Here is a 24,410-nt window from a genome sequence, read left to right as displayed (position 1 = left end):
TCTCAGCTCCCTGCCGGACGGCCGAAGGTCGCCCCGGGTGCCGGTGCCGCCTTCTCCCAGGCGCCGCTCGTCGCGGACGCGGCCGCTGCGGAAATGACCTCGGCGACGGCGTGCGCGTCCTCGATCGTGGAGTTGCGGTGCTCGATGCCGGCCACGGCGGCGAGGAACTTCTTGGCCTCGATCACCTTCAGGTCGTCGTAGCCCATGCTGTTGCCAGGACCGGGCTGGAAGTGGGCGTAGTCGCCGAGGTGACTGTTGCCGAGGACGGTGGTGTAGCCCTGGTGCGGGCCGCTGCGGTCGAGGGCGACGCGCAGCTCGTTCATGCGCTCGAAGTTCCAGGTGACCGAGCCGTCGGTGCCGTAGATCTCGAAGCCGATGCCACACTGCGGTCCGACGATGGTGCGCGAGGCCTCCAGCGTGCCGACGGCTCCGCCGCCGAAGCGGACGAGGGCGGCGGCGTAGTCGTCGTTCTCGACGGCTGCCATCTCGCCGTCCTCGATCACCGCGAAGTGCGTGCCCGACCCCATCGGGAGGACGGGGCGCTCGGTGTGGACGGTGCTGGTGAGCGCGGAGACCTCGCCGATCGGGGCGACGACGTAGCTGACGAGGTCCACGACGTGGCTCATCAGGTCGGCGAGGGCGCCGTGTCCGGCTAGGTCGCGCTTGAAGCGCCAGGACAGGGCGGCGTTGGGTTCGGCGGCGTAGCCCGAGAAGAAGGTGGCGCGCACGTTGGTGACGCGGCCCAGCTTTCCCGCGGCGATCAGTTCCCGGGCCCGCTCGACCGCGGGGGCGTGCCGGTAGTTGTAGCCGATGGAGGTGACGACGCCGGCCGTCCGCGCGGCGGCGGCGACCTCGGCGGTCTCCTCCGCGCTGCGGCCGACGGGCTTCTCGATCCAGAACGGCTTGCCGGCCTTCGCGGCGGCGATGCCGATCTCGTGGTGGAGCACGTTCGGGGCGCAGATCGACACGACGTCGACGGCGGGGTCGTCCAGAACGGCGCGGTAGTCGGTGCTCGCCCTCTCGTATCCGAGCACGTCACGGGCGTGGTCCGCGCGGTCCTCGGCCGTGTCGGCGGCGTGCACCAAGCGGGGCCTGATGCCGAGTTCGGGGTAGACGGACGGCAGTGCCTGGTAGGCGCGGCTGTGGAGCTTGCCCATCCAGCCGACGCTGATCAGTCCGACGCCGACCGTGCGGGCGGCGCTCGGGGTGGTGGTCATGAGGTCGTCTCCTCGTCGTCGTGGCGGCGGGCCTCGGTGAGGGCCTTGGACAGTGCTGCTGCCAGGAGGGTCGAGTCGGAGCCGATGGCGAGGAAGGTCCAGCCCTCGGCCCGCTGGGCGGCGGCCGCGGCTCCGTCGGATACGAGCAGGCCGCATGCCTTGCCGTGCGAGGCCGCCGCCTTGCGTACGCGTTCCAGGGCCTCCCGGTAGACGGGTGCGGTCAGATCGCCCGGCACACCCAGGTCGTGGCTGAGGTCGCGGGGGCCGACGAACAGCACGTCCACGCCGTCGATCGCCGCGATCTCCTCGACCTCGGCCAGCGCGCGGGCCGACTCGATCTGGACCACGCCGAGGATCTCGCCCTCCCGGTCCAGGGCGCCGGCGTCGAGTCCGAACCGGCAGGCACGGTTGTACGTGGCCACCCCGCGGTCACCGGCCGGTGGGTAGCGCAGGTGGCGCAGCGACTCCCGCACCTCGTCCGCGGAGTCGAGGCGGGGCAGCATGATGCCCGCCGCGCCGAGGTCGAGCACCCGGCCGACCCGGATACGGGCCGCGGACTCGACGCGTACGACGACGGGCACGCCGTAGGCCGCCGCGGCGGGGACGGCGTCGCGGACCTGTTCCTCGCCGCCCGCGCCGTGTTCGAGGTCGAGGAGCAGCCAGTCGGCTCCGGCCGCGGCGCAGACCTCCGCGGTGACCGGGGACGCCGCGCCGACGAAAGTGCCCAGTGTGTCCTCGCCGGACGCGAGTCGGGCGCGCAGCCGGCCGTGATCCAAGGGAGAGCGGTTCAGGGAAGAGCGGTTCAGCGGAGAGCCAGTCATCCGTACCACCTCTGGGAAGCCAGGCCTTCTTCGTACTCGGCACGCAGTTGCGCGACCGCTTCCTGCTCGGAGACCTCGGCCGGGGCCACGTCCCACCACACGCCGGCGCCGGGAAGGTCGACGTGCGGGATCACGGGGACCACCAGGACGACCGGGCCGTCGTGGTCGCGGGTCTCGGCCAGCGCGGAACGCACCTCGTCGGCGGTCGTGGCACGCAGCGCACGTGCGCCGAGGCCCTCCGCCGTCTTGACGAGGTCGACCTGGAGATAGTCACCCTCCAGACGCGCCGCCTTGCCGGAGCCGCCCTCCGGACTGCCGATCTCCAGGCCGGCGTCGCGGTACCGGAACTCGTTCCCGAACTCCCGCCCGCTGCGCATCATTTGGAGCCGGTGGATGACCTGGTAGCCGTGGTTCTCCGGGATGACGACGGTGATCGGGAGTTTCTCCTGTGCGGCCGTGACGAGTTCGGTCGGGGCCATCAGGAAAGTGCCGTCACCGAGCAGGGAGAGGACTCGCTTCGAGGGATCGGGCTTGGCGAAGCGGACACCGATCGCTGCGGGCAGCTCGTAGCCCATGCAGGAGAAGCCGAACTCCAGGTGTGCGAAGCGGCCTTCGGTGGCGTCCCACACCTTCTGCAGGTCGCCGGGCGGACCACCGGCGGCAGCGATGATCGTGTCGCCGGACCGCGCGTGCTCCTGCAGCAGGCCGATGAGCTGGCCCTGCGTGAGATGGGCGTCGGTGTCGGGGATGGAGTCCGCGCCGGCGGGCAGCGGCGCCCGGTCGAAGGGGGTGTCCGGGTCGAGTGCTGCTGCGCGTCGGCCGCGCCACTCCTCGTCGAGGGCCCGCGTCTTCTCCTGCCACTGCGGCGACGTGGTGGTGCCGTCGCGCCGGACCGCGTCAGTCAGTGCGGCGAGTGCGCGTTTGGCGTCGGCGACGATGCCGGTCGCACCGAGCCGTCCGACGTCGTGCACGTTGACGTTGATGCTGGCGAAGCGCACGTCGGGGTGCTGGAAGAGGGACTGCGAGGCGGTGGCGAAGTCGGTCAGGCGTGAACCGATGGTGAGGACGAAGTCGGCTTCCCTGGCAAGGGTGTTGACGGCCGGGGTGCCTTCGAGGCCGATGCCCCCGAGCTGCCACCATGCGCGGCGCTGGACCGCTCCCTTGCCCGCGAACGTCTCGGCGACGGGCAGGCCCGCCGCCTCGGCAAGTTCCTCCAGTTCCTCGGTGGCGCCGGAGTACACGACTCCCCCACCGGCGATGACCAGGGGCCGCTCCGCCTCGGCGAGCATCCGCGCGACCACCGCGACCTCGTCGACGTCCGGCGCGGGCCGCCGGATCGGCCAGTCGCGCTCGGCGAAGAACTCCGCCGGGAAGTCGTACGCGTGCGACTGGACGTCCTGCGGGAGCGAGACGACGACGGCGCCGGTGTCCAGATCCGTGAGCGCGCGCATCGCCGCGGGCAGTGCGGTGAGCAGCTGTTCGGGCCGGGTGATGCGGTCGAAGAACCGGGAGACGGGGCGGAAGGCGTCGTTCACCGAGGTGTCGGCCTCGACGGGGTGCTGCAGCTGCTGGAGCACAGGACCCTGGCCGCGGGTCGCGTAGGTGTCGCCGGGCAGCAGCAGGACGGGCAGCCGGTTGACCGTCGCGAGGCCTGCGCCGGTCACCATGTTCAGCGCACCGGGGCCGATGGACGCGGTGACCGCCAGGGTGGAGTGTCGCTTGGAGGCCTTGGCGTAGGCGGTGGCCACATGGACGAGGGCCTGCTCGTTGCGGCCCTGGACGAAGGGGAGTTCGTCGCTGAGCTGGTCAAGAGCCTGGCCGAGCCCGGCGACGTTGCCGTGGCCGAAGATGCCGAGGGCGGCGGGTATCAGGCGATGACGCTCACCGTCGGCGACGGAGAACTGTCGGGAGAGGTAGGTGACGACGGCTTGGGCCACAGTGAGGCGCATGGTGCCGTGTTGCTTGCGATGGGTCATGAGTCGGCTCCTGGTAGGGGTGTGTACGGGGATGCGTCGGCCGGGTCACCAGGGGCGACCGTGCAGCACGATGGTCTTGGCCTCGGTCATCTCGGCGACCGCCGCGCGCGGGCCCTCCTTGCCGTAGCCGCTGCCCTTCAGGCCGCCGTACGGCATCAGGTCCGCCCGCCACAGCGGCGTCCAGTTGATGTGCACCGACCCGGCGTCGATCTCCCGCACGGCCCGGACCGCGCCGGCGACATCGGAGGTGAACACACCGGCCCCGAGTCCGTACGCCGTCCCGTTGGCCTGCGCCAGAGCGGACTCCCAGTCCGCGGCGGAACTGACCGCGACGGCGGGGCCGAACAACTCGTGCTGGCTGAAAGGAGAGTTGGGGTCGACGTCGGCGACGACGGCCGGTGTGACGACGGCCCCTTCGCGCTCGCCGCCGGTCAGCACGCGTGCGCCGTCCGCGCCGGCCCGCGCGATGGCCCGCACCACCCGCTCCGCCTCGCGGGCGCTGATCAGGGAGCCCATGGCCGTATCGGGGGACGCGGGGTTCCCGGTGGTGATGGCCTCGACCTTGGGGACGAGTGCGTCCAGAAAGTCGGCCGTCACGTCGGGGTGCGTGATCACCCGCTGAACGGAGATGCACACCTGCCCGGCGTTCACGTAACCGCCCAACGCAACTGCCCCGGCGGCGAGTTCGATGTCGGCATCCGGCAGCACGACGACCGGGCAGGATGCGCCCAGCTCAAGGGAGAGCTTCTTCACACCTGCGACCCGTGTGATGTGTTCACCCGTGGCCGTGGAACCGGTGAAGGAGATCTTGCGGACGCGCGCGTCGGACACGAGTGCGTCCCCGAGAACGCCGCCCGATCCGACGAGCACGGAGAGCACCCCCTCGGGCAACCCCGCATCCACGAAGCACGCGGCAAGTTCCAGCGCGGTCAGCGGAGTTGAGGTGGCCGGCTTGAGGACGACCGCGTTGCCGGCGGCGAGCGCCGGTGCCAGCTTGTGGAGCACGAGGAGTGCCGGGTAGTTGAAGGGCGTGATGGCGACGACGACCCCGCAGGGCTGACGCACCGTGAAGCCGACCTTGTCCAGGCCGGTGCCACCGTTCGCGTCCAACGGCAGGGTGTCGCCATAGAGTTGGGTGCCCTCGAAGGCCGCGAGGCGGATGATGTCCCCGGAGCGCGACGCCTCCCCCGTGGCCTCGGTGATGGTCTTGCCCGACTCCGCGCTGATGGTCGATGCGACCTTCCCCGCACGCTCGTCGGCCAACTCGGCCGCCCGCAACAGGATGCGCATCCGCTCATGGGCCGGCGTGCGCCGCCACACCGCGGCTCCCCGCTCCGCCGCGGACAGGGCCGCCTCGACGTCATCGAGCCCGGCGAGCGCCACGGTACCGACGCTCGATCCGTCGAAGGGTGAGGCCACTTCGTGGGTCCGCCCCCGCCCGGCCGGTGCCTGCCACCGGCTTCCGATCAGCAATTCCGCGGGCGCCATTGCCTTCTCCCTTCCGTTTACGTGGACGCAACGTTAGGTGTGTGAGGGCGGACCGCTGAAGAGCCAGAACCCATCATTAGCCCATCATCGGAGACGCCATTTCTCCCTCATCCCGAACCCATCAAGAAGCCCTCATCGGAGGCTCGGAGGTTTCGGCTGGACCGGCGTCGAATGAGGGATTTTTGACGGACTCCCGCGGATTGCTCGGCCATCGACAGGCTCCCCACAATGACGGGCACCGCACCGGGCCACTGGACGAGGCACCCTCCACGGCCAGGGCCGGCCGGCCGTCCCGTCGCCGGCCGTCGTCACTGCGGGACACCCGAGGCCTGAACAAAGGAGTTCCCCATGACCTCTTCCGTCAGCACACGGAAATCGGCGCTTCCACCGCTCACACCCGGACCGCACCGCGAGAGGCTCGGCCTCATCTCCATCGTCGCCTGCTTCGGAGGCCTACTGTTCGGCTACGACACAGGTGTCAGCAACGGTGCAGAGCACCCCATGCAGCTCGAACTCGGTCTGGACAACCTGTCGTTGGGTGTCGCCATCAGCTCACTGGTCTTCGCGGCGGCGGTGGGCGCCCTGCTCGGCGGGCAGGTCTCCGACGCGTGGGGGCGTCGCAGGGCGATCATCCTGTTCGCGGTCCTGTTCTTCTCAGGCACGCTGTTCGTGGTGTTCTCGCCGAACTTCGGGCTCCTGGTGGCCGGACGGATCCTGGTCGGGCTCGCGGTCGGTGGCGCGTCGACCGTGGTCCCGGTCTACCTCGCCGAGCTCGCGGCAGTCGAGATCAGGGGCTCGATCACCGGGCGCAACGAGCTGGCGATCGTGATCGGGCAGCTCGCGGCGTTCGTGATGAACGCGATCATCGGCACCGTCCTCGGCGATCTGGACGGCGTCTGGCGGATCATGTTCTCCGTCTGCGCGCTCCCTGCCGTGGCCCTGTTCGTGGGGATGCTGCGGATGCCCGAGTCGCCTCGCTGGCTGATCGAGAAGGGGCACCACGAGCAGGCCCTTGCAGTGCTGAAGACCGTCCGCTCCGAGGAGCGGGCCATCGCCGAACTGGCCGAGGTGCAGCGCCTTGCCGCGGAGGAGCGGGGACATCACCAGGTTGGCGTCCGGGCGATCCTGACGAACAAGTGGCTGATCCGGATCCTGCTCGTCGGCATCGGGGTCGCCGTGGCCCAGCAGCTCACCGGCATCAACTCGATCATGTACTACGGCCAGCGGGTACTGATCGAGGCGGGATTCACCGCGAGCGCGGCGCTCGTCGCCAACATCGCCTCGGGTGTCTTCGCCGTCATCGGTGGCATTGTCGCGCTGCACAACATGGACAAGGTCGACCGGCGCAAGACGTTCGCCATCGGCCTCTCCTTGACCACGGCCTGCCATCTCCTCATCGGCACCGCTTCGATGACACTGCCGGTCGGCAACGCGCTGCGCCCGTACGTCCTCCTGTTCCTCATCGTGGCGTTCGTCTTCTCGATGCAGTCATGCCTCAACGTCGCGGTATGGGTGTGGCTGGCGGAGGTCTTCCCGCTGCACATGCGTGGCCTGGGGATCGGTGTCGCCGTGTTCTTCGGCTGGTTCGTGAACGCGCTGCTCGCCCTGTTCTTCCCGTCGCTGGTCACGGCGGTCGGCATCACCGGGGCGTTCTTCCTGTTCGCCGGCATCGGAGCGGTCGCCCTGCTCTTCGTCGTCACTCAGGTACCCGAGACCCGCGGACGGTCGCTGGAGACACTGGAGCAGGACATCACCAGCGGCACGGCCTACGACTTCAGGAAGACCAACCGTGTGACCCAGGAAGCTCCGGCCGCACCTTCTCGGTGACCGAGCCGTGCGAACGGACCTCCCGCGTACTTGCCAACGTCACGGCGCTCACGGTGACTCAGAGGTCGGTATCCAGCCTTGCGGAGCCCGAGGTGCTGCCCGTGTCGCGTATCGCGCCGCACGGAACCAACCCGACACACAAGCCACGAGCACGCGTGAGCAGCGGCTCCGCCACATTCGTCGCGATGAATACGCGGCCTTCATCGCGCACGGCAGCGAACTCCTGGACGGGCCGTTCCACGGAGTGCCAGGAGGCGAACAAGACACTCAGAAGAGTAAGCGTGCCCTGCCGGGCGCGAGGGAGGTGGCTCCCCTCCCCCTCCCTCGCGCGGGGCCCTGCGCTAGGGGCGGAGAGTTCAAGAGCTCGCTCCGCACAGCACGCGACAGGGCGGAGAACTGGAGCCGCGTATCGTCGGCGCCGCAGCTCCAGTGGGCCCAGCAGTGCACGAGGCTCGGGGGCCCGGAGCCGTGGCGGCACAACGACCGCCGGCACCAAGCGTATTGCCGTTGCCCAGAGATGGCCCATGAAGCAAGGCCGCCACCTGTAACCCACGCAGCCTCGCGAGCGTACGAACTGCTGTCGAACCTCGCCGTGCGAGCACGGTCAGGGAAGGGCCGAGAGGCTCAGACCGCAGGCGCCTCGACGGTGGTGGCGAGGGCACTGAGCACCTGCTTGAGCTGCGCGACGGCCTCGGTGTCATCGGCCGGGTGGGTCTCGGCAAAGCGGGTCACCGAGCCCGGTATCGCGAGCTTGGCGTCCTCCACGATCGTGGCACCGGCGATACCGGCCGACTTGCGGGCGTCGTCCTGGGCCCACACGCCGCCGTACTGCCCGAAGGCGGTGCCGACGACAGCCGTCGGCGAACCGGCCAGCGCACTGGACCCGAACGGGCGGGACAGCCAGTCGATGGCGTTCTTCAGCACGGCGGGCATGGTGCCGTTGTACTCGGGAGTGACGAGCAGGAACGCTTCGGCCTGCGCGGCGGCCTCGCGCAGCCGGGTCGCAGCGGCGGGGCGCAGCGCGTCGGTGTCGAAGTCCTCGTTGTAGAACGGCACTTCGGCCAGGCCCTCGTAGAGGGTGACCTCGACGTCCTCGGGGGCGTGCTTCACGGCGGCCTCGGCGAGCTGACGGTTGTGCGAGCCGGAGCGCAGGCTGCCGACGAGGGCGAGGATGTGGACGGACATGGGTTCTCCAGACATGGGCGTGCCGACGGAAGGCGTACGAAGACGTACGAAGAGGTACGTGCGGGACCGGTGCGGGTCGCGGTCGCCGTAGCGGGCCGTGCTACTCGCGCATGGTGACTCCGCCGTCGACCGACAGGATCTGGCCGGTGATCCAGGCGGCCTCGTCGGAGAGCAGGAAGACGATCATGTTGGCGACGTCCTCGGGCTCGCCGAGCCGCGGGAGCGCGGTCTTCTCCAGGAGGGTCTGGAGGATCTCGGGGGGCGTGCCGGTGCGGACGTTCTCGGTGAGGACGACCCCGGGGGCGACCGCGTTGGTCCGGATGTTCTGCTTGCCCCAGGCGTGCGCGGTGTGGCGGGTGAGCGCGTGCAGGGCGATCTTGGAGGAGGCGTACGCGGTGAGCCACTCCTCGCGCTGCCATGCCGCGAGGGACGAGACGTTGACGATCGATCCGCCGCCCGCGGCGGTCAGTGCGGGCAGGCTCTCGCGGATCACGAGGCCGGTGCCGATGACGTTGATGCGCATCATCTCGGCCCACACGTCGGGGTCCATGGTGTCGACGCCCTGGTCGCGCGCGGAGAGTTCCGGGCTGACGGCGGCGGCGACGTTGGCGACACCGTCGAGGCGGCCGAAGTGGTCAGTGGTCTGGGCGACCAGCGAGGCGATGGAGTCCGCGTCCCGGAGGTCGAACTGGACCGTGAGCAGTCGGTCGGCGGCCTCGCCGGCCTGCTCGCGGGTCCGGGCGAGCTTGTCGGGGTTGGTGCCGGCCGCGACCACCTTGGCGCCTTCGGCCAGCAGGCGCTGTACGGTGACCGCGCCCATGCCCGATCCGCCACCGGTGACGATGAAAACCTTGTCCTTGAGCCCTTCCATGACGGGGCACATCCTTTCGCTGCGTGAGGGTGCGATGCCGGTTCGGCAGACGGGAACCAACCGGGGACGAGGAGGCGGGAATACGCCTGACGTGCCCGGCGGTTGCCGACCTGTGCGTGCAGCACAACCGCTGCGCACCAGTGCGTTGACGCCCTGGTGCGCGGCCCACTGTGCACGAACGCGACAAGGGTTACAAAAGGTACTTTTATGTTCCTGAGGAACACCGGAAGGGCGTCATCCGTGAGCAACAACGAGGGCCAGGCGGCCTCCCCCGGCGAGGCGCGGCCGAACGTACTGCCCCTCTCGGGTCCGTGCGCACGCTGGGACGAGCAGGACGCGGACTTCATCCGTGAGGTCCTCGACCTGGTCGGCGACAAGTGGAGCATGCTGGTCATCGGCGTCCTGGCCGTCAATGACGCCCGTTACTCGGACCTCGACACCGCGATCCCCGCACTCTCCCGACGGATGCTCACCCTCACCCTCAAGCGCCTTGAGCGCAGCGACCTCGTCGACCGCACCGCCTATCCGGAGGTGCCGCCCCGCGTCGAGTACTCCCTCACCGACCTCGGCGCCTCCCTGCTCTCCGCCGTCGAACCCCTGGCCGCCTGGTCCGCAGAACAGCACACCGAGATCCGGCGCCACCAGGACGCACACGACAGGAGCGCCCCGCACGGCGGGTGACTCCACTGGACGCCGGTTCATGAGCCCAGATAAACAACCCAAGTAACTTGGCGAAGTTTCTTGGGTTGTTTAGGCTTGTGGGCATGGACAAGCACCCTGGGCCGCAGGAATCCACTGCGACCGCGCAGCGCCTCAACGACGCCATCACGCGGCTTCGAGCACGGCTGCGCACGGAATCGGGCCAGCACGCGACCGGGTTGAGCGCCACGCAGCTCGGCGTCCTGGCGGGCGTCGTGCGCGAGGGACCGGTCACCGCCGCCCGGCTCGCCTCGACCGAGCACGTCAGCGGCCAGGCCATCGCGCAGAGCCTGGCCGTACTGAAGGCCGCGGGCCTGGTGCACAGCGAGCCCGATCCAAAGGACGGCCGCAAGAAGCTGATGAGCGCCGACGCGTCCGCGACCGAGCTGATCGACAAGCTCCTCACGGGGCGCGCCGCCTTCCTGGCGCGCGCCATCGACCAGGTCGTCGTCCCGCAGGAACGGAAGGACATGGACAAGGCGATCGAGCTGCTGGAACGACTCGCCGACGCCGACCTGAACGAAGCCGTCATATGAGAGCCCGCACTGCCGATGCCACCTCCGCATCGGCCGGTGTCACCCGCAAGCCCTTTGCCTGGACCTTCACCGCGCCGCTCTATGTGGGCTCCAGCCTCAACCCGATCAACAGCTCCATCATTGCGACCGCGCTGGTCCCCATCGCGACCGAGATGAACGTGGCGGTGGGCGCCACGGCCGTCCTCGTCTCCTCCCTCTACCTGGCCAGCGCCGTCGCCCAGCCGACGGCCGGCAAGCCCGCCGAGGTCCTCGGCGCCCGGCGCGTCTTCCTCGCGGGCATCGTGCTCGTCCTGCTCGGCGGGGTCGTCGGCAGCCTGGGGCAGAACCTGGCGATGCTGACTGTCGCCCGGGTCCTGATCGGCCTCGGCACCTCGGCCGGGTTCCCCTGCGCCATGGTCATGATCCGGCGCCGCGCCGAGCAGGTGGGCCTGGATCAACCGCCGGGCGGCGTGCTCGGCGGACTGGCCATCGCCGGTATGGCCACCGCCGCGATAGGCCCGCCCATCGGCGGCCTCCTGGTGGGGGCGGCGGGCTGGCGCTGGGCCTTCCTCGTCAATATCCCGGTCACCGCGATCGCCCTGGTGATGGCCCTGCGACTACCCAAGGACCCGCCGCTGGAGAGCGCGAACAGCGGGCTCCGCCAAGTCGCGCGGCGGATCGACCTGACCGGCATCATCGGCTTCGCCGGCACGATGACCTCGCTGGTCGTCTTCCTGATGGCCCTGCCCGACATCCAGTGGGCCGCCCTGATCGTGTTCGTCGCGGCCGCGATCCCGACCGCCTGGTGGGAGCTGCGCCGCAACGCCCCCTTCTTCGACCTGCGCGGGCTGGCCTCGAACGGCGCCCTGACCCGCACCTACCTGCGCCAGGCGCTCACTCTGCTCGGCGTCTACTCGGTGATGTTCGGCCTGACGCAGTGGATGCAAGCCTCTTACGGCTTGTCCGCCCTCCAGACGGGCCTGATGCTGCTGCCGATGGGCGCCGTCTCCGCTCTGCTCTCCCGGCCGCTCGCCCGCCGCAACCTGGTGCGCGGGCCGATGATCGTCTCCGCGCTGACCATGCTGCTCGGATCGGCCGGCATCGTGCTGCTCGGTTCCGACAGCCCGGCGATCGCCCTCGTACTCGTCACGCTGATCTTCGGCGTCACGTCCGCCACGAGCACCGTCGGCAACCAGACCGCCCTGTACCAGACGGCGCCCGCCGACCAGATCGGCACCGCCTCCGGCCTGTTCCGCACCTTCGGCTACCTCGGCACCATCACCTCGTCCGTGATCGGCGGCATCGTCTTCCGCGACGGCGCCGGCGACCATGGACTGCACATCCTCGGCCTCGTACTGGTCGCGGCAGGGGTCGCAGTTCTGCTGCTGACCGTTCTGGACCGCGGCCTGATGCGTCACCGCAAAGCGACCACCTGAGAAGCGCCCTCATGGCCAGGCGGTTAGGCGTCAGCCCTGGTGTCGTATGCCCGCCGGCTGCTCTGGATCTCTTCACTGTGCTCCACGGTCCAGTCGTAGAGCTGCCCGAACGGCTCGCGCAGGGACTCGCCCAGGGGTGTGAGCGAGTACTCGACGCCGACCGGTGAGGTCGGCAGCACCGTGCGCCGAATCATGCCGTTGCGCTCGAGACGGCGCAGTGTCTGGGTGAGGACACGTTGTGTGACGCCCTCCAGACCTCGCTTCAACTCATTGAACCGGGTGGGCCGCTCCAGCAGCGCCATCACCATCATCGACCACTTGTCCGCTATCTGGTCGAGGATCGGCCGGCTGGGGCAGTCCGCCCGGAAGACCGGCCGCGTTTCGGCGTCAACGCCATGCAGATCGGTGTCCTTCATGATCCTTGGTGCCCCCAAAGTGCGTTCTTGACCAGCCGGGCGCCGTCTCCGACGGTAGGTATGCATGGCAAACCTACCTGCTCAGCGGTTACCAACGGAGACCCTCATGACGAACGATGCCTACTCGACCCTGCACATGAGCAGCGAACACGGCGTCGCCCGGATCGTCCTCGACAGTCCCCCGGTGAACGCGCTCGGAACGACGATGATGCGCGAGCTGCGGACGGTGCTGAACGGCCTCCGGGACGATTCATCCGTCCGCGTGATCGTCTTCTCGAGCGCCGACCCGGAGTTCTTCATCGCTCACGTGGACATGCACATCGGCGAGGAGATGGACGCCCTCCAGGAACTCGCCGCATCCGCGCCGGCGGACGTCAACGTGTTCCAGGCGATCGGTGAGCTGATCCGCCACCAGCCCCAGGTGACCATCGTGAAGCTCGCCGGGAAGGCCCGCGGTGGCGGCGCTGAATTCGTGGCCGCGGCGGACATGGCGTTCGCCGCCATCGAGACCGCTGGACTCGGTCAGATCGAAGCGCTCATGGGCATCGTCCCCGGCGGAGGCGGAACGCAGTACCTCCGGGACCGCGTGGGCCGCAACCGTGCACTGGAGGTGGTCCTCACCGCCGACCTGTTCGATGCCGAGACCGCGGCGTCCTACGGCTGGATCAACCGGGCCCTGCCGGCCGACGAGCTCGACGAGTACGTCGACCGTACGGCCCGCAATATCGCCGCGCTGCCCGACGGTGTCATCGAAGCGGCCAAGAGCGCGCTGCCCGCCGACGACTTCAAGGAAGGACTCCTTCGTGAGAACGACGCTTGGGCTTCTACGTTCAGCCTGCCGGCCGCTCAACACCTGATCAGCGGGGGCCTGCGGGACGGGGCGCAGACACCGGCCGGCGAACGCGACCTTGAAGGGCTGATGCGCAGCGTCGCTCGCTGATTGCCGGACGGCGACTGGACACATCACCGCACTGCCCTACCTCGGGGCCCGAGTTCCGGTCTGTCCGAGGTCCTCCAGGCTGCGGCCCCGGGTCTCGGGGACGAGGGCCGCCGCGAAGACCAGGGCGGCCAGGCAGATCCCGGCGAAGAGGAAGAAGGTGCCGGAGGCCCCGATGCCGTCGACGAGGACGGGGAAGAACACCAGCCAGCCGGATGGGGTGTCCGCCGACGCCGCCGGGAAGTTCCTCGGCTGACCCTCCATCAACCTTCCTGCGGCCCGTCGACGCGGTCCGCAGGAACCGGAATACGCGAGAGCACACGCAGACCTGATGACAGCGCCCCACAGCACGTCCGGAGATCCGTCGGCGGCCATCGCCCGTGACGCCCTGCGCGTCGGCATCGGCGGTCGGCTCCCGACCACCACGCACTACCAGGACGCCCTGGGCGTGGGCTCCGGCACGGTGCAAAAGGCGCTGCGCTCGCTGCGCGACGAACAGGCCATCTCCCTGGTGGCACGGGGCCATCAGGGCACCTTTGTCACCGCCCTGGACACCGGCAAGCTGTGGTCGGCGGCCCGGCTCGCCCCCGTCCACCTGCTGCTGCCGCCGAACGCACCGCCCGAGGCCACCGACGTCGCCCGGGCGGTCGCCCGGGTCTTCGCCGACCACGGCATCCTCACCACCGTGGGTCATCTGCGGGGCGCGGAGAGCCGGTTGGCGGCGCTGGACCACGAACAGGCGGATCTCGCGCTGGTGTCGGCGGGCGCCGCGAGTGACCTGCTCGGCTCGGCCACGGCAGGCGGCCACCGGTCGATCAGCCTCCGGGAGGGCACCTACTACGCCCCGGGCACCCTGGTCGTGGTCTCCCGGACGGATGCCGCACCCACGCCGGGCCCCGGCCCCCTGCGGGTGGGCCTCGACCCGGCCTCCGACGACCACCGCCGCCTGACCCGGGCCCAGTTCCCGCCGGACGGGGTGGAGTACGTGGAGACCGACTTCACGCAAGTCCCCAGGGCCGTCCTGGAAGCCACCATCGACACCGGCGTATGGCACACGGTGGACACGCTGATCCCGCTCGAAGCCGCCGGTCTGCGCACCACTCCCCTCTCCACCGAACCGGCATGCACCCTCGCCGACGCCATCTCCCCCGCCGTCCTCGTCGCCACCACCGACAACCTCGCCGGGGTCCTCCTGGAGCGGGCGGCTCCCGATGCAATCCCCGGCCGTGCGGAGAACGCGGCCACGGACGCCGCGCTTCCCCCTGTACGGCTCGACGCGGCCGAATAACGGCGTACCAGGACCACTCTGCTCTCCGGCGCCATCGGTGCCGGAGAGCAGTCGTTTGCCTGCCTTCCTGGAGGGTGATGTGGCGTACACCTCTTGGCAGGCCACAATAATTCATATTTAATTTGTGACGTCTGCCCTCTCCCACAGGAGCACCCCGTGCACCCCGCAACCCCTTCGCCCGTGGATCGTCTCTCGTCCGGGAAGTGCGCCCTCGTCACCGGCGCCGCCGGCGGCATCGGAGCCGCCACCGCCCGTCGGCTGGCGGCCGACGGCGCCTGTGTGGTCGTCGCGGACATCGACGACAAGGGCGGCACCGAGACCGTCGACTCCATCCGCCAGGCGGGCGGGAGCGCCCTGTTCCAGCACTGCGACGTGTCGGAGGAATCCTCCTGGGCCGAGACCGTCGAAGCCGCGCACACCGCCTTCGGGCCGATCCACACACTGATCAGCAACGCCTACACCGTCCACTTGGCACCGGCCCACGCGACCAGCGTCGCCGAGTGGAACCGTCAGCTGGCCGTCAGCCTGTCCGGGGCGTTCCTGGGCGTGCGTGCCTGTCTGGACGACCTGACCTCGACCGGGGGCAGCGTCGTACTCGTGTCCTCCGTGCACGCCCTGGTGGGGCTGCCCGGACGGCCCGCGTACGCCGCCGCGAAAGCCGGCCTGACTGGACTCGCACGGCAGTTGGCCGTCGAGTACGGCGGCCGCGTACGGGTCAACAGCGTGCTCCCCGGGCCTGTCCTGACGCAGGCCTGGGACGGCATCGGCGAGGAGGAGCGCCGCGCGGCTGCGCGAGAGACCGCGGCCGGCCGACTCGGCCGGCCCGAGGAGGTCGCCGCGGCGGTCGCGTTCCTCGCAGGCGACGACGCGTCCTTCGTGACCGGGGCGTCGCTCGTCGTCGACGGCGGCTGGAGCGTCATGAAGAACTCCTCGTGACCGCGCGGGCCTCGCGTCGCCGCCCGTTCGTTCCTCACTCTGCTTGGAGCAACACCCTTGAAGATCACCCGGGTTGAGACCTTCGCCCTCCCGCCCCGCTGGCTCTTCTGCCGCATCGAGACCGACGACGGCACGGTCGGCTGGGGCGAGCCCGTCGTCGAGGGCCGAGCGGCCACCGTCCGCACCGCCGTGCACGAACTCGCCGAGTACCTCATCGGCCAGGACCCGCTGCGCGTCGAGGATCACTGGCAGGTCATGAGCAAGGGCTCCTTCTACCGCGGCGGCCCCGTACTCTCGAGCGCCGTCGCGGGACTGGACCAGGCCCTGTGGGACATCGTGGGCAAGGCGCTCGGGGCGCCGGTGCACGTGCTGCTCGGCGGCCCGGTGCGCGAGCGCGTACGGGCGTACAGCTGGGTGGGCGGCGACGAACCCGCCGAGATCACGGACGCGGTCGCGGCCCAGGTGGAGGCCGGCTTCACCGCGGTGAAGATGAACGCCAGCGGCCGGATGAACCGGCTGGCCACCCGGGCGGACGTCGACCTCGTGGTCGAACGAGCTGCCGCGGCCCGCGAGGTGCTCGGCCCCGACCGCGACTTCGCCGTCGACTTCCACGGCCGCTTCAACGTCGCCAACGCGGGCCGCGTCCTGCCCGAACTCGCTCCGCTGCACCCGCTGTTCGTGGAGGAGCCGGTACTGCCGGAGTACACCCACCGCCTCGCCGACGTGGTCGCCGCATCGCCGGTGCCGATCGCCACGGGCGAGCGGCTGTTCTCGCGGACCGACGCCCTGCCCGCCCTGCAGGCGGGCATCGCCGTCCTGCAGCCCGACCTGTCGCACGCGGGCGGCATCTCCGAGGTGCGCCGCATGGCCTCACTGGCGGAGACCTTCGACGTCCTGCTGGCTCCGCACTGCCCACTCGGCCCGATATCGCTGGCCGCGAGCCTGCAAGTGGCCTTCGCCACACCGAACTTCCTCATCCAGGAACAGAGCATCGGCATCCACTACAACGACGGCGCCGAAGTCCTCGACTACGTCGTCGACCCCGAAGTGTTCCGCTTCGACGCGGGCCACATCCGCAGGCCGCTCGCCCCCGGCCTCGGCATCGAGGTCGACGAGAAGGCGGTGCGCCGCGCCGACGGCAAGGCTCCCGACTGGCACAACCCGGTGTGGCGGCACGCCGACGGTTCGTTCGCCGAATGGTGACTCCGGCCATCCCAAGGAAGGAGTCGAGCATGGAGCACCCGCACGAACCGCCGACGCTGGACGCACGCGCTGTGCGCGCGGTGTCGCCCGACCGACTCGAACTGGGCGAGGGCCTACGGCTGTTGGACGACCACAGCGTCATCCTGGTCGACATCCTCGCCGGACGACTGCTGCGTCTGGACCCCGCGGCGGCCCCCGAGCATGCACTGACCCAGATCGCCCGGCTGCCCGAGCCACTCGGAGCCGTCGCCCCGCTGCCCGGACACGGGTGGCTCGCCGCGGCGGGCACCGGCTTTGTCCTCCTGCCGGCTGAAGGCGCGCGTGACGCCGAGCCCCGGTGGCTGCACCGTCCGGCTTCGGGCGCCGGGCCGACGCGTCGGATGAACGACGCGGTCTGCGACGCGGCCGGGCGGATGTGGGCCGGCAGCATGGCCTACGACAACACCGAGGGCGCCGGCAGCCTCTACCGGCTGGACCCTGACGGCACGGTCAGCGAGGTCGTCGCCGGGCTCACCATTCCCAACGGCCCCGCCTTCTCGCCCGACGGCACCACCCTCTACCTCGCCGACAGCGCACACGGCCACATCGACGCCTTCACCCTGGACCGCCGCAGCGGCGCGCTCTCCGAGCGCCGCCCGTTCGCCCGTTTCACCACGGACGAGGGCAGCCCGGACGGGATGGTCACGGATGCGCACGGCCGCCTGTGGTGCGCCGTGTGGGGCGCGGCGCAAGTGCGTTGCTACAGCCCCGACGGCCGCCTGCTGACCGCGGTGCCACTCCCCGCGGCCCAGCCGACCAGCGTCTGTCTCACCGGGCAGCGGCTCCTGGTCACCACGGCCGCAGTGGGGCTGGCCGATCCGGGCCCGTGGGACGGCGCCGTCCTGGACATCCCTTGCACGGCACCGCCTGTACCGACGCCGCGCGCCTCGCTGACGACGTGAGCCTCGTACGCGACAACCCCCGCAGCGGCCCGGAACACAGGTCCGCACGGCGGGGGTTGTCGCGTACGAGAGTGTCCATCAGGGACAGACGGCGGACCCTGCGCAGTTCTCCCCGTCCCCCTCGCCAAGGAACACCTCGACCACCGCACCACTCTCGACGAGGGCCAGGGGCGGCAGCCCGTCCAGGTCCAGCGGTTGCCCCGCGCGCACGAGCAGGTCCGTGCGGTGCAGGGTCGCGGCTCGAGCCCCGCGTGGAGTCACGCCCAGAGTCAGCGGGGTGTCGCTGTCGGCGCACGGGACGAGCCGCCCGCTCAGGCGGATGCCCCCGTCGGTGTCCTTTCGTAGCCCCAGGGGGAGATTCCACCAGCCCCAGGGGCCGACCTCGGTCACGGCGCCGCCGTGCGGCCCGAGGAGGACGGAGGTGTCCAGCCGCATCGACTCCCCCGGTGCCAACTCGACGTAGGGGCCGAGCACTTCGCACTCGACGATCCGGTTGGTCGGCTGCAGACCGCCCAGATGCCGCAAGGGCTCGTCCAGCGGATGTTCCAGCCAGACCTCGGCGCGTGCCCCCTCGTCGGGATAGCCCGCGGCCGCGTGCACGGGGAAGCGGTGGGCCCAGGTACCCGCCGGCCCCACGTGGGCGATCCACCCCGAGGCGGCCGGGAACCCGGCCTTGCCGACGACGTCCTGGGCCGGCACGTGGGCCAGTCGCGGACCGTGCCGCTCGACGCGGGGGTTGCCGGTCCCGGCCACGAGCGGTGTCGCGGTCGGTCCGTCCGGGGCCAGGCCGATCCACACCCCGTCACCCTCCTGCCGCGGCGGGTGGCCGGGCAGTTGTGTGACGTTCCACAGCGCCCAGCGCACCGGGCGCTCCGAGACATTGGTGCCGATCAGACGCAGCGCGAAGTCCGTCCCCCCCGCGCCGAGTTGAATCTCCCGCCGCAGTTGCAGGCCGGTGCGCGGGTCGGGGGCGCTGGTGAGGGCGACACACACCTGCCGTCCGTCGGGGCCGTGTTCGATACGGGGCACATAGGGCCCCGAGTCCAGGACGGGGTCGGGCGGTCCGGCCCATTCGTCCGGACCCGACCAGCCCTGCGGGGCGGGCCAGGTCTTGTCTCCTCCCCAGTTGCGCCAGTCGGCCATCTCTCCCCCGTGCGGTCCCACGGTCGCCGGGTCCACAGCACCGCACTCCGCGTCCAGAAGAGTGTCGGAGCGGTGGAGGAACTCTTGGCCGTCCAGGCACAGGGACAGGATGCGCCCACCGAGCTGAGGTGCCAGCACCAGGCCGAGGCGGTCGCCGACCACGTCGATGACGGTGTGTCCGCTGACGCGGCGGGGTGCGGCGTGCACGCGCCGGAGGTCTGGTGTGCCGTTCATGATGGTGCGTTCCCTCAGTTGTCGAAGACGAGACAGACCTTGCCCGCGGCGCGCCCGACGGCCGCTTCGTAGGCGTGGGAGGCCTCGGCCAGCGGGTAGCGGTCGCTCACCAGCCGCTCCGGGTGGAGCTCCTGCCGGGCCAGCAGTTCCGCGAGCCGGGTCATGCCGGGCACCGAGGTGACCCACGACCCGGAGATGGTGACCTGCTTGTGCAGTACGTCGTCGGAGACGTCGAGGGTCATCTGCCCGCCCTCGCCCACGAGCGCGAGGCGGCCGCGTACCCGCAGCGCCTTCAGGGCCAGGGAGCGCGCGGCCGGGTGACCGGAGCAGTCCACGGCAGCCTCCACCCCGGTGCCGCCGGTGAGGTCCTGGAGATCCTCCAGCGGCTGGGCGGCGGAGTCGAGGATCTCGTCGAACAGACCGAGGCTCGCCGCCCATTTCATGCGCTCGGGGACCACTTCGGCCCCGTACACGGTCCGCACGCCCAGCGCGCGGGCCACCATCGCGGCGGCGGCGCCGACCGGGCCGAGGCCCGTGACCAGGAGCCGGTCGGCGCCGCTGAGCGCGATCCGGGTCAGGGCCTCGTAGACGGTGCCGATTCCACAGGCGATGAACGCGCCGTCGACATAGGTCAGCGGCTCGGGCAGCGGGATGCAGGTGTTCTCGTCGGCGACGAGGTAGGGCGCGTGGCCGCCGTCGCGCTGCCACCCGTAGGCGGCGCGCAGTTCGGAGGTGCAGCCGATGAAGTAGCCCCGCGAGCATTCGTCGCACTGGCCGCAGCCGGAGATGTGGTAGATCGCGACGCGGTCGCCGGGGCGCAGCCGCTTGCAGCCGGGTCCGGTGGCGATGACCTCGCCCGCCGGCTCGTGGCCTGCGACGACGTTCCGGTAGGCGGCGCCGCCCTCACCGATGTGGCCGTTGTAGATGTAGTGGATGTCGCTGCCGCAGATGCCGGACGCCCGGGTGCGGATGAGGACTTGGCCCTCGCCGGGCTGTCCGACCGGGGTCTCGCGCAGGTCGACGGTGCCGTCGCCTGGCAGAAAGGCGCCGGTCATGGTGGTGGGCACGGCGGCGGAGGCATGGTGTGGCATGGCTGTTTCCTCGTGCGGGAGTGGAGAGGCGGATGTCGAGATGCGGGAGGCGGAGCTTACGGTGAGTCAGGCGCCGGAGCCGTGGGCCGGCACGGCCGCCGACGTCACGGGCCGGTCGTCGGTGGGGGCGGGGCGCCGCTCGCCGGGGTCCTCGTCGACGCGGAGGTACTTCCAGGTGAGCACGGCGCCGACGGCGTACATCGCGGCGTAGATCACGACCACGCCGGTGTGGCCGACCAGCGGGTCGAACATGGCGTACGTGAGGGGGCCGATGAACGTGGACAGTCCGGCGGCGAGGCTGTAGATGCCCATGGCGTTGCCCTTGTCCTGTTCCGGAACGAGGGACGGCAGCAGCGCGGACAGCGGGATGTAGCCGGCCAGCATGACGCCGTAGAGCACGGTCGCGACGAGCGCCAGCGCGTAGTTGCCGGGGGCGAGTTGGGGCAGCCAGTACAGGACGAGGACGCCGAGCGAGCAGCCGATGCCGCCGGCCCAGGCGATGGTGTGCCGCCAGCCGAACCGGTCGCTGAGCCGTCCGAAGACGGGGTCGGCGAGGATTCCGATGACACCCATGAAGGCCACCAGGGCCAGGTACTTCGAGGTGCTGATGCCCATCCTGTCGGTGAAGAACGAGGGCAGGAAGACGAAGAACCCGAAGTACGGCGTCGTATTGATCATGCGGACCAGGGCGGCGATACCGATGCGCGGATAGCGGCGCAGCACGCTGACGCCGCGCAGCAGTTCGGCGCGGGCGCTGTGTCCGGGGGCGGTGATGTCCACCATGGGCCGGGCCCCGCGCGCCTCGCGTACGGCGAAGGAGCCGATCAGGGCACCGACGGCGACCAGACCGCAGGAGAGCCAGAAGGTGCCGTACGCACCTATCAGCGGAATGCTGACGGCGGCGACGGCCGAACCGATGGTGGGCAGTCCCGCGCTGTAGGCGAACCAGAACCAGCCGGCCGCCGAGCCGCGCAGTTCCTTGCGGGTGGTCAACTGCACCCAGAGCAGGAACGCGTAGGCGAACAGCGGGTACGCGATGCCGCGCAGCCCGTAGAAGATGTACACCAGCGCCTGGTTGCCGCTGGGGAGTGCGACGCCGAGGAAGAGGATCTCAAGAACCAGCCAGAGCACGGCGCCCAGGCGCATCACGCGCCGCGGCCCCCACAGGTTCGACAGGGCACCGGAGAGCCAGGAGCCCAGGGCGACGAAGGCGCCGTAGACGCTGATGACGAGGCCGGCGGAGTGGGAGCTGAAGCCCCAGTCTGCGAGGTAGGGCTCAAGGTAGTTGGACTCGACGCCGTCTCCGATCATGAAGATGAGGACGGCGACGTATCCCCACATCAGAGGCCTGGGGATACCCATGCGCTCCACTCGTGGGATCGCACTGCGTGTACTCATCCGAGTCCTTCCGGCCAGCGTGTGGTTCACCATCGAACCCGCGCTATTAAATATGAATTAATAGCGGGCATCAATGGTGGCCTGCCTCACACCGCCGATCCGACCCGAGCCCCACACTCGGTGTATTCATATTTATCCTGGAGTGCCGGATCCACCCCACCCACCAGCCGAAGAGGAACCGACATGGCGTCGTACACCGGCCGAGGCGTGCACGGACACGTCGTGCACACCCTCGGGGCCCGCGTCGTCGGTGGCGCCCTGCCCGAAGGTGCCACCGTCGACCTGCGGCTCCTGGGCGAAGAGCTTGGTGTCAGCATCACCGTGATGCGAGAGGCCATGAAGGTGCTGGCCGGCAAGGGACTCGTCGACGCACGCCAGAAGCGGGGCACCTTCGTGAGGGAGCGCAGGTATTGGAACCTGCTCGACGCCGACATCATCCGCTGGCAGATGGAGAGCGGCAGGGGACAACGGATGATGCGCGACCTGGCCGATGTCCGTTCCATCATCGAGCCCGCAGCCGCCCACCGGGCCGCGCTCGGCCGCACGGGCGAGGATCTGAGCGCGCTCGAGGCTGCCCTGGAGGCGATGTCCCAGGCTCGTACGGGCACGGATCAGGACGCGGCGGAGGCCGACGCCGCGTTCCACCGCGCGCTGCTCAACGCCACCGGAAACGAGATGCTGGCCCGCATGGATCTCCTGCTCGAACCCGGTCTGCGCGAGCGGGACCGCGTCGTGCACGCGCACAACCAGGACGATGACCCCGTCCCCAGCCACCGTGCCGTGTTCGAAGCCGTCCGTGACCAGGATCCCGCCCGCGCCGAGCTCACCATGCTCGATCTCCTCGCCAAGGCGACACATGACCTGGATCAGGTCACCCGCGTCGCGGCCTCCACTCAGCGGGACAGCTGAGCCCTATCTGAGGGCTACGGTCCGTCATCTCATGTCGTGCGAAGGCGAGTTGACGGCGCGGCCACTGCCCGCGGCATGCACGAACTCGGCTGCCGTTGACGCAAGGTGGTGGCCTCCATGGCCGATGAACACAGTGCGCACCCACTCGCATTGATGCTCTTATCGCATGGACAGATCTCGGTTTGATGCTGGACTCCGATCCTGTAGTGCTCCGAAACTCTCGCCTAGCACCTCGGCCCGCACGCTCCCCCCAGGTGCCTTTGTGGGTGGATCCGGTCGATCGGCCCCGAACTCCCGGAAAGGGGCCGCACGTTGATTGCCTGAGCGGCAGGCGTGGGAGCTCCGGGTGCCTCACCGACTGAGACGAGGACCCATGAAAGGGCTCACCAGACGCACGGCACTCATCGGCGCGGCGGGTGCGGTCACGGCGCCGGCCGCCGTGAGCATGGCAACCCCCGCGTCCGCCGACACCGCAACAACCACGGCCTCGGCCGAGGGACGGCAAGCGGTCTCCGGACCCAACGCGGTCCTGCGCACGGATCTCGTCACGCGGGTGACTCCGCGGAACAACTGGCTGGTCACCGCCGTCGCCATCCAGTACGCGCACCGCATCGACCTGCGCGGCGTCGAGATCCCGGCCTCCGCCTTCCAGGTGATGGCCACGGTGGGCGGACGTACAGCCGCTCGCACGGTGACCCGGGCCTACACCAACACCGCCGCCGCGGTGGACGACCGAACTCACCCCGGACGGCCGGGGACCCACCTCATCGTCGAACTCGACCCCGACGACCCGAACGCGCGGGCCGCCGGCACCGATCCCCTGCCGCTCGACCGCGCGTACTCCGTCAGACAGGTGGCGGACGTGCGCACCCCGGGCGGTGAACCGGTTCTCGAAGCGGGTGCGTTCGCGAGCCGGAACGACGGCGTCATCAGTCCCGTGGTGGACGACTTCATCGCCTGTTCCTTCACCGACTCCACGGGTTTTGAACTGGACTTCCGGCTCTACCGTCCCGAGGGCTTCACGCAGCACCCTCAGACGCGCACGCGGTACCCGCTCGTCGTCACCCTGCACGGCGGTGGCGAGGTCGCGGACAACAACATGACCCAACTCACCGGCAACCGCGTCGCCGTCACGTTCGCCAAGCCGGAACGACAGCGCCGCGACCCCGCGTTCGTCCTCGCTCCGCAGATCCCGCTGCCTCGTCCGATGGACGGACCCGACGGCACGGACTGGACCGACGCCGAGGTCCAAGCCGCGCTGAGCGAGCTCGTCGACACCTTCGTGAGCGAGCACTCCCGAAACGTGGACAAGGCCCGGCTCTATCTCGTCGGTCTATCCTCGGGCGGACGCGGTATCTACAGCCTGCTGGCGAAGCGACCCGACGTGTTCGCGGCCGCGCTGCCCACGGCCGGCTGGGGCGACCAGGCCACCATGGAAAAGATCACGCACATCCCGATGTGGGCCGACCACTCCATCGACGACCCGGTCGTCCCCTACCGGGAGGGCCGCTTCGGCAAGCCCGGCACCTGGACACTGATGAACGCGCTGGAAGCCGCCGGTGCACACGTCAGCCGTGGCGAGTGGGCCAACGATCTGCCGAAGGCACAGTTCGAGGCCCGGTCCCGGGCACTTCTGCGGCAGGCCCGAGCCGCCGACAGCCACGTCCTGTTCACCAGCTACACGGCCGGCACGACACCGGTGAACCCACACTTCGCATGGGCCCAGACGTACGAGAACGACGTCGTCATCGACTGGCTCTTCGACCAGTCCCGCTAGGCCTGTCGCGTCACATTCCGTCCGGCTACCGCGCTGTCACCACTCTCCGGAGGTACATCGATGCGTCCATCCATACGTTCGACCGTCACGACCGCACCCTTA

General features: G+C 70.2%; 22 protein-coding genes. 11 read left to right on the top strand and 11 right to left on the bottom strand.

The features are described 5' to 3' along the window. Positions 1-2: 2 nt before the first annotated feature. The 4 genes from OKJ99_RS05345 to OKJ99_RS05330 are packed head-to-tail and all read right to left on the bottom strand — an operon-like array spanning position 3 to position 5,502. On the bottom strand, positions 3-1,217 hold the full coding sequence (locus OKJ99_RS05345) for a Gfo/Idh/MocA family protein (RefSeq protein ID WP_326014574.1): 1,215 nt from the start codon (positions 1,215-1,217) through the stop codon (positions 3-5). Further along, positions 1,214-2,038, bottom strand: a complete 825-nt coding sequence (locus OKJ99_RS05340; protein ID WP_326014573.1) for an HpcH/HpaI aldolase family protein — start codon at positions 2,036-2,038, stop codon at positions 1,214-1,216. The genes OKJ99_RS05345 and OKJ99_RS05340 overlap by 4 nt, the downstream gene beginning before the upstream one ends. Continuing rightward, the gene (gene iolD, locus OKJ99_RS05335; RefSeq protein WP_326014572.1) at positions 2,035-4,014 is read right to left on the bottom strand and encodes a 3D-(3,5/4)-trihydroxycyclohexane-1,2-dione acylhydrolase (decyclizing); all 1,980 of its coding nucleotides are present in this window, start codon (positions 4,012-4,014) and stop codon (positions 2,035-2,037) included. The genes OKJ99_RS05340 and iolD overlap by 4 nt, the downstream gene beginning before the upstream one ends. Positions 4,015-4,059: 45 nt before the next feature. Beyond that, on the bottom strand, positions 4,060-5,502 hold the full coding sequence (locus OKJ99_RS05330; RefSeq protein ID WP_326014571.1) for an aldehyde dehydrogenase family protein: 1,443 nt from the start codon (positions 5,500-5,502) through the stop codon (positions 4,060-4,062). 348 nt (positions 5,503-5,850) lie between these two features. On the opposite strand from OKJ99_RS05330, the gene OKJ99_RS05325 reads away from it, so the two are divergent. Then, positions 5,851-7,329: a sugar porter family MFS transporter gene (locus OKJ99_RS05325; RefSeq protein ID WP_326014570.1), complete on the top strand. Its 1,479-nt coding sequence runs from the start codon at positions 5,851-5,853 to the stop codon at positions 7,327-7,329. A 624-nt stretch (positions 7,330-7,953) separates the two neighbouring features. Here the strand turns inward: OKJ99_RS05325 and OKJ99_RS05320 are convergent. Then, on the bottom strand, positions 7,954-8,514 hold the full coding sequence (locus OKJ99_RS05320) for an NAD(P)H-dependent oxidoreductase (protein ID WP_326014569.1): 561 nt from the start codon (positions 8,512-8,514) through the stop codon (positions 7,954-7,956). Positions 8,515-8,614: 100 nt separating this feature from the next. Continuing rightward, a complete protein-coding gene (locus OKJ99_RS05315; protein ID WP_326014568.1) occupies positions 8,615-9,385 on the bottom strand; it encodes an SDR family NAD(P)-dependent oxidoreductase in 771 nt (256 codons plus the stop codon). Between the two features lie 240 nt (positions 9,386-9,625). Here OKJ99_RS05315 and OKJ99_RS05310 point away from each other — a divergent pair, with 240 nt between their 5' ends. The 3 genes from OKJ99_RS05310 (at position 9,626) to OKJ99_RS05300 (ending at position 12,035) form a co-directional block, all read left to right on the top strand. After that, positions 9,626-10,066 carry a winged helix-turn-helix transcriptional regulator gene (locus OKJ99_RS05310; RefSeq protein WP_326014567.1) on the top strand — a complete coding sequence of 147 codons (441 nt, stop codon included), beginning with the start codon at positions 9,626-9,628 and terminating at the stop codon, positions 10,064-10,066. Between the two features lie 83 nt (positions 10,067-10,149). Continuing rightward, positions 10,150-10,620 carry a MarR family winged helix-turn-helix transcriptional regulator gene (locus tag OKJ99_RS05305; RefSeq protein ID WP_326014566.1) on the top strand — a complete coding sequence of 157 codons (471 nt, stop codon included), beginning with the start codon at positions 10,150-10,152 and terminating at the stop codon, positions 10,618-10,620. Beyond that, positions 10,617-12,035 carry an MFS transporter gene (locus OKJ99_RS05300; protein WP_326014565.1) on the top strand — a complete coding sequence of 473 codons (1,419 nt, stop codon included), beginning with the start codon at positions 10,617-10,619 and terminating at the stop codon, positions 12,033-12,035. The genes OKJ99_RS05305 and OKJ99_RS05300 overlap by 4 nt, the downstream gene beginning before the upstream one ends. Positions 12,036-12,058: 23 nt before the next feature. On the opposite strand, the gene OKJ99_RS05295 is transcribed toward OKJ99_RS05300, so the two are convergent. Further along, the gene (locus OKJ99_RS05295; RefSeq protein ID WP_326014564.1) at positions 12,059-12,451 is read right to left on the bottom strand and encodes a winged helix-turn-helix transcriptional regulator; all 393 of its coding nucleotides are present in this window, start codon (positions 12,449-12,451) and stop codon (positions 12,059-12,061) included. A 106-nt stretch (positions 12,452-12,557) separates the two neighbouring features. Between OKJ99_RS05295 and OKJ99_RS05290 the strand changes: the two genes are divergently transcribed. Next, positions 12,558-13,391, top strand: a complete 834-nt coding sequence (locus OKJ99_RS05290; protein WP_326014563.1) for an enoyl-CoA hydratase/isomerase family protein — start codon at positions 12,558-12,560, stop codon at positions 13,389-13,391. A gap of 36 nt (positions 13,392-13,427) precedes the next feature. On the opposite strand, the gene OKJ99_RS05285 is transcribed toward OKJ99_RS05290, so the two are convergent. Then, positions 13,428-13,652, bottom strand: coding sequence for an MFS transporter (locus tag OKJ99_RS05285; RefSeq protein ID WP_326014562.1), 225 nt, complete (start codon positions 13,650-13,652; stop codon positions 13,428-13,430). A gap of 67 nt (positions 13,653-13,719) precedes the next feature. Between OKJ99_RS05285 and OKJ99_RS05280 the strand changes: the two genes are divergently transcribed. The 4 genes from OKJ99_RS05280 to OKJ99_RS05265 all read left to right on the top strand — a co-directional run bounded on the left by OKJ99_RS05280 (position 13,720) and on the right by OKJ99_RS05265 (position 17,756). Beyond that, entirely contained in the window at positions 13,720-14,676 is a 957-nt protein-coding gene (locus OKJ99_RS05280) for a YhfZ family protein (protein ID WP_326014561.1), read from the top strand. 180 nt (positions 14,677-14,856) lie between these two features. After that, positions 14,857-15,612: an SDR family NAD(P)-dependent oxidoreductase gene (locus tag OKJ99_RS05275; RefSeq protein ID WP_326014560.1), complete on the top strand. Its 756-nt coding sequence runs from the start codon at positions 14,857-14,859 to the stop codon at positions 15,610-15,612. A gap of 57 nt (positions 15,613-15,669) precedes the next feature. Continuing rightward, entirely contained in the window at positions 15,670-16,815 is a 1,146-nt protein-coding gene (gene dgoD / locus OKJ99_RS05270) for a galactonate dehydratase (protein ID WP_326014559.1), read from the top strand. Positions 16,816-16,844: 29 nt separating this feature from the next. Next, on the top strand, positions 16,845-17,756 hold the full coding sequence (locus tag OKJ99_RS05265; RefSeq protein ID WP_326014558.1) for an SMP-30/gluconolactonase/LRE family protein: 912 nt from the start codon (positions 16,845-16,847) through the stop codon (positions 17,754-17,756). Positions 17,757-17,834: 78 nt separating this feature from the next. Here the strand turns inward: OKJ99_RS05265 and OKJ99_RS05260 are convergent, their stop codons facing one another. The 3 genes from OKJ99_RS05260 to OKJ99_RS05250 form a co-directional block, all read right to left on the bottom strand. Continuing rightward, the gene (locus OKJ99_RS05260; protein ID WP_326014557.1) at positions 17,835-19,133 is read right to left on the bottom strand and encodes a DUF4380 domain-containing protein; all 1,299 of its coding nucleotides are present in this window, start codon (positions 19,131-19,133) and stop codon (positions 17,835-17,837) included. Positions 19,134-19,147: 14 nt separating this feature from the next. Further along, positions 19,148-20,224, bottom strand: a complete 1,077-nt coding sequence (locus OKJ99_RS05255) for a zinc-dependent alcohol dehydrogenase family protein (RefSeq protein WP_326014556.1) — start codon at positions 20,222-20,224, stop codon at positions 19,148-19,150. A 66-nt stretch (positions 20,225-20,290) separates the two neighbouring features. Further along, the gene (locus tag OKJ99_RS05250) at positions 20,291-21,622 is read right to left on the bottom strand and encodes an MFS transporter (RefSeq protein WP_326014555.1); all 1,332 of its coding nucleotides are present in this window, start codon (positions 21,620-21,622) and stop codon (positions 20,291-20,293) included. Positions 21,623-21,805: 183 nt separating this feature from the next. Here OKJ99_RS05250 and OKJ99_RS05245 point away from each other — a divergent pair, with 183 nt between their 5' ends. After that, a complete protein-coding gene (locus OKJ99_RS05245; RefSeq protein ID WP_326014554.1) occupies positions 21,806-22,531 on the top strand; it encodes a FadR/GntR family transcriptional regulator in 726 nt (241 codons plus the stop codon). A gap of 373 nt (positions 22,532-22,904) precedes the next feature. Further along, entirely contained in the window at positions 22,905-24,308 is a 1,404-nt protein-coding gene (locus OKJ99_RS05240; protein ID WP_326014553.1) for a prolyl oligopeptidase family serine peptidase, read from the top strand. Positions 24,309-24,410: the final 102 nt, after the last annotated feature.

This window comes from Streptomyces endophyticus (assembly GCF_035798155.1).
Classification (GTDB): Bacteria; Actinomycetota; Actinomycetes; order Streptomycetales; family Streptomycetaceae; genus Streptomyces; species Streptomyces endophyticus.
Note: the sequence above shows the minus strand (reverse complement) of the source record. Positions and strands in the feature narration are given on the sequence as shown.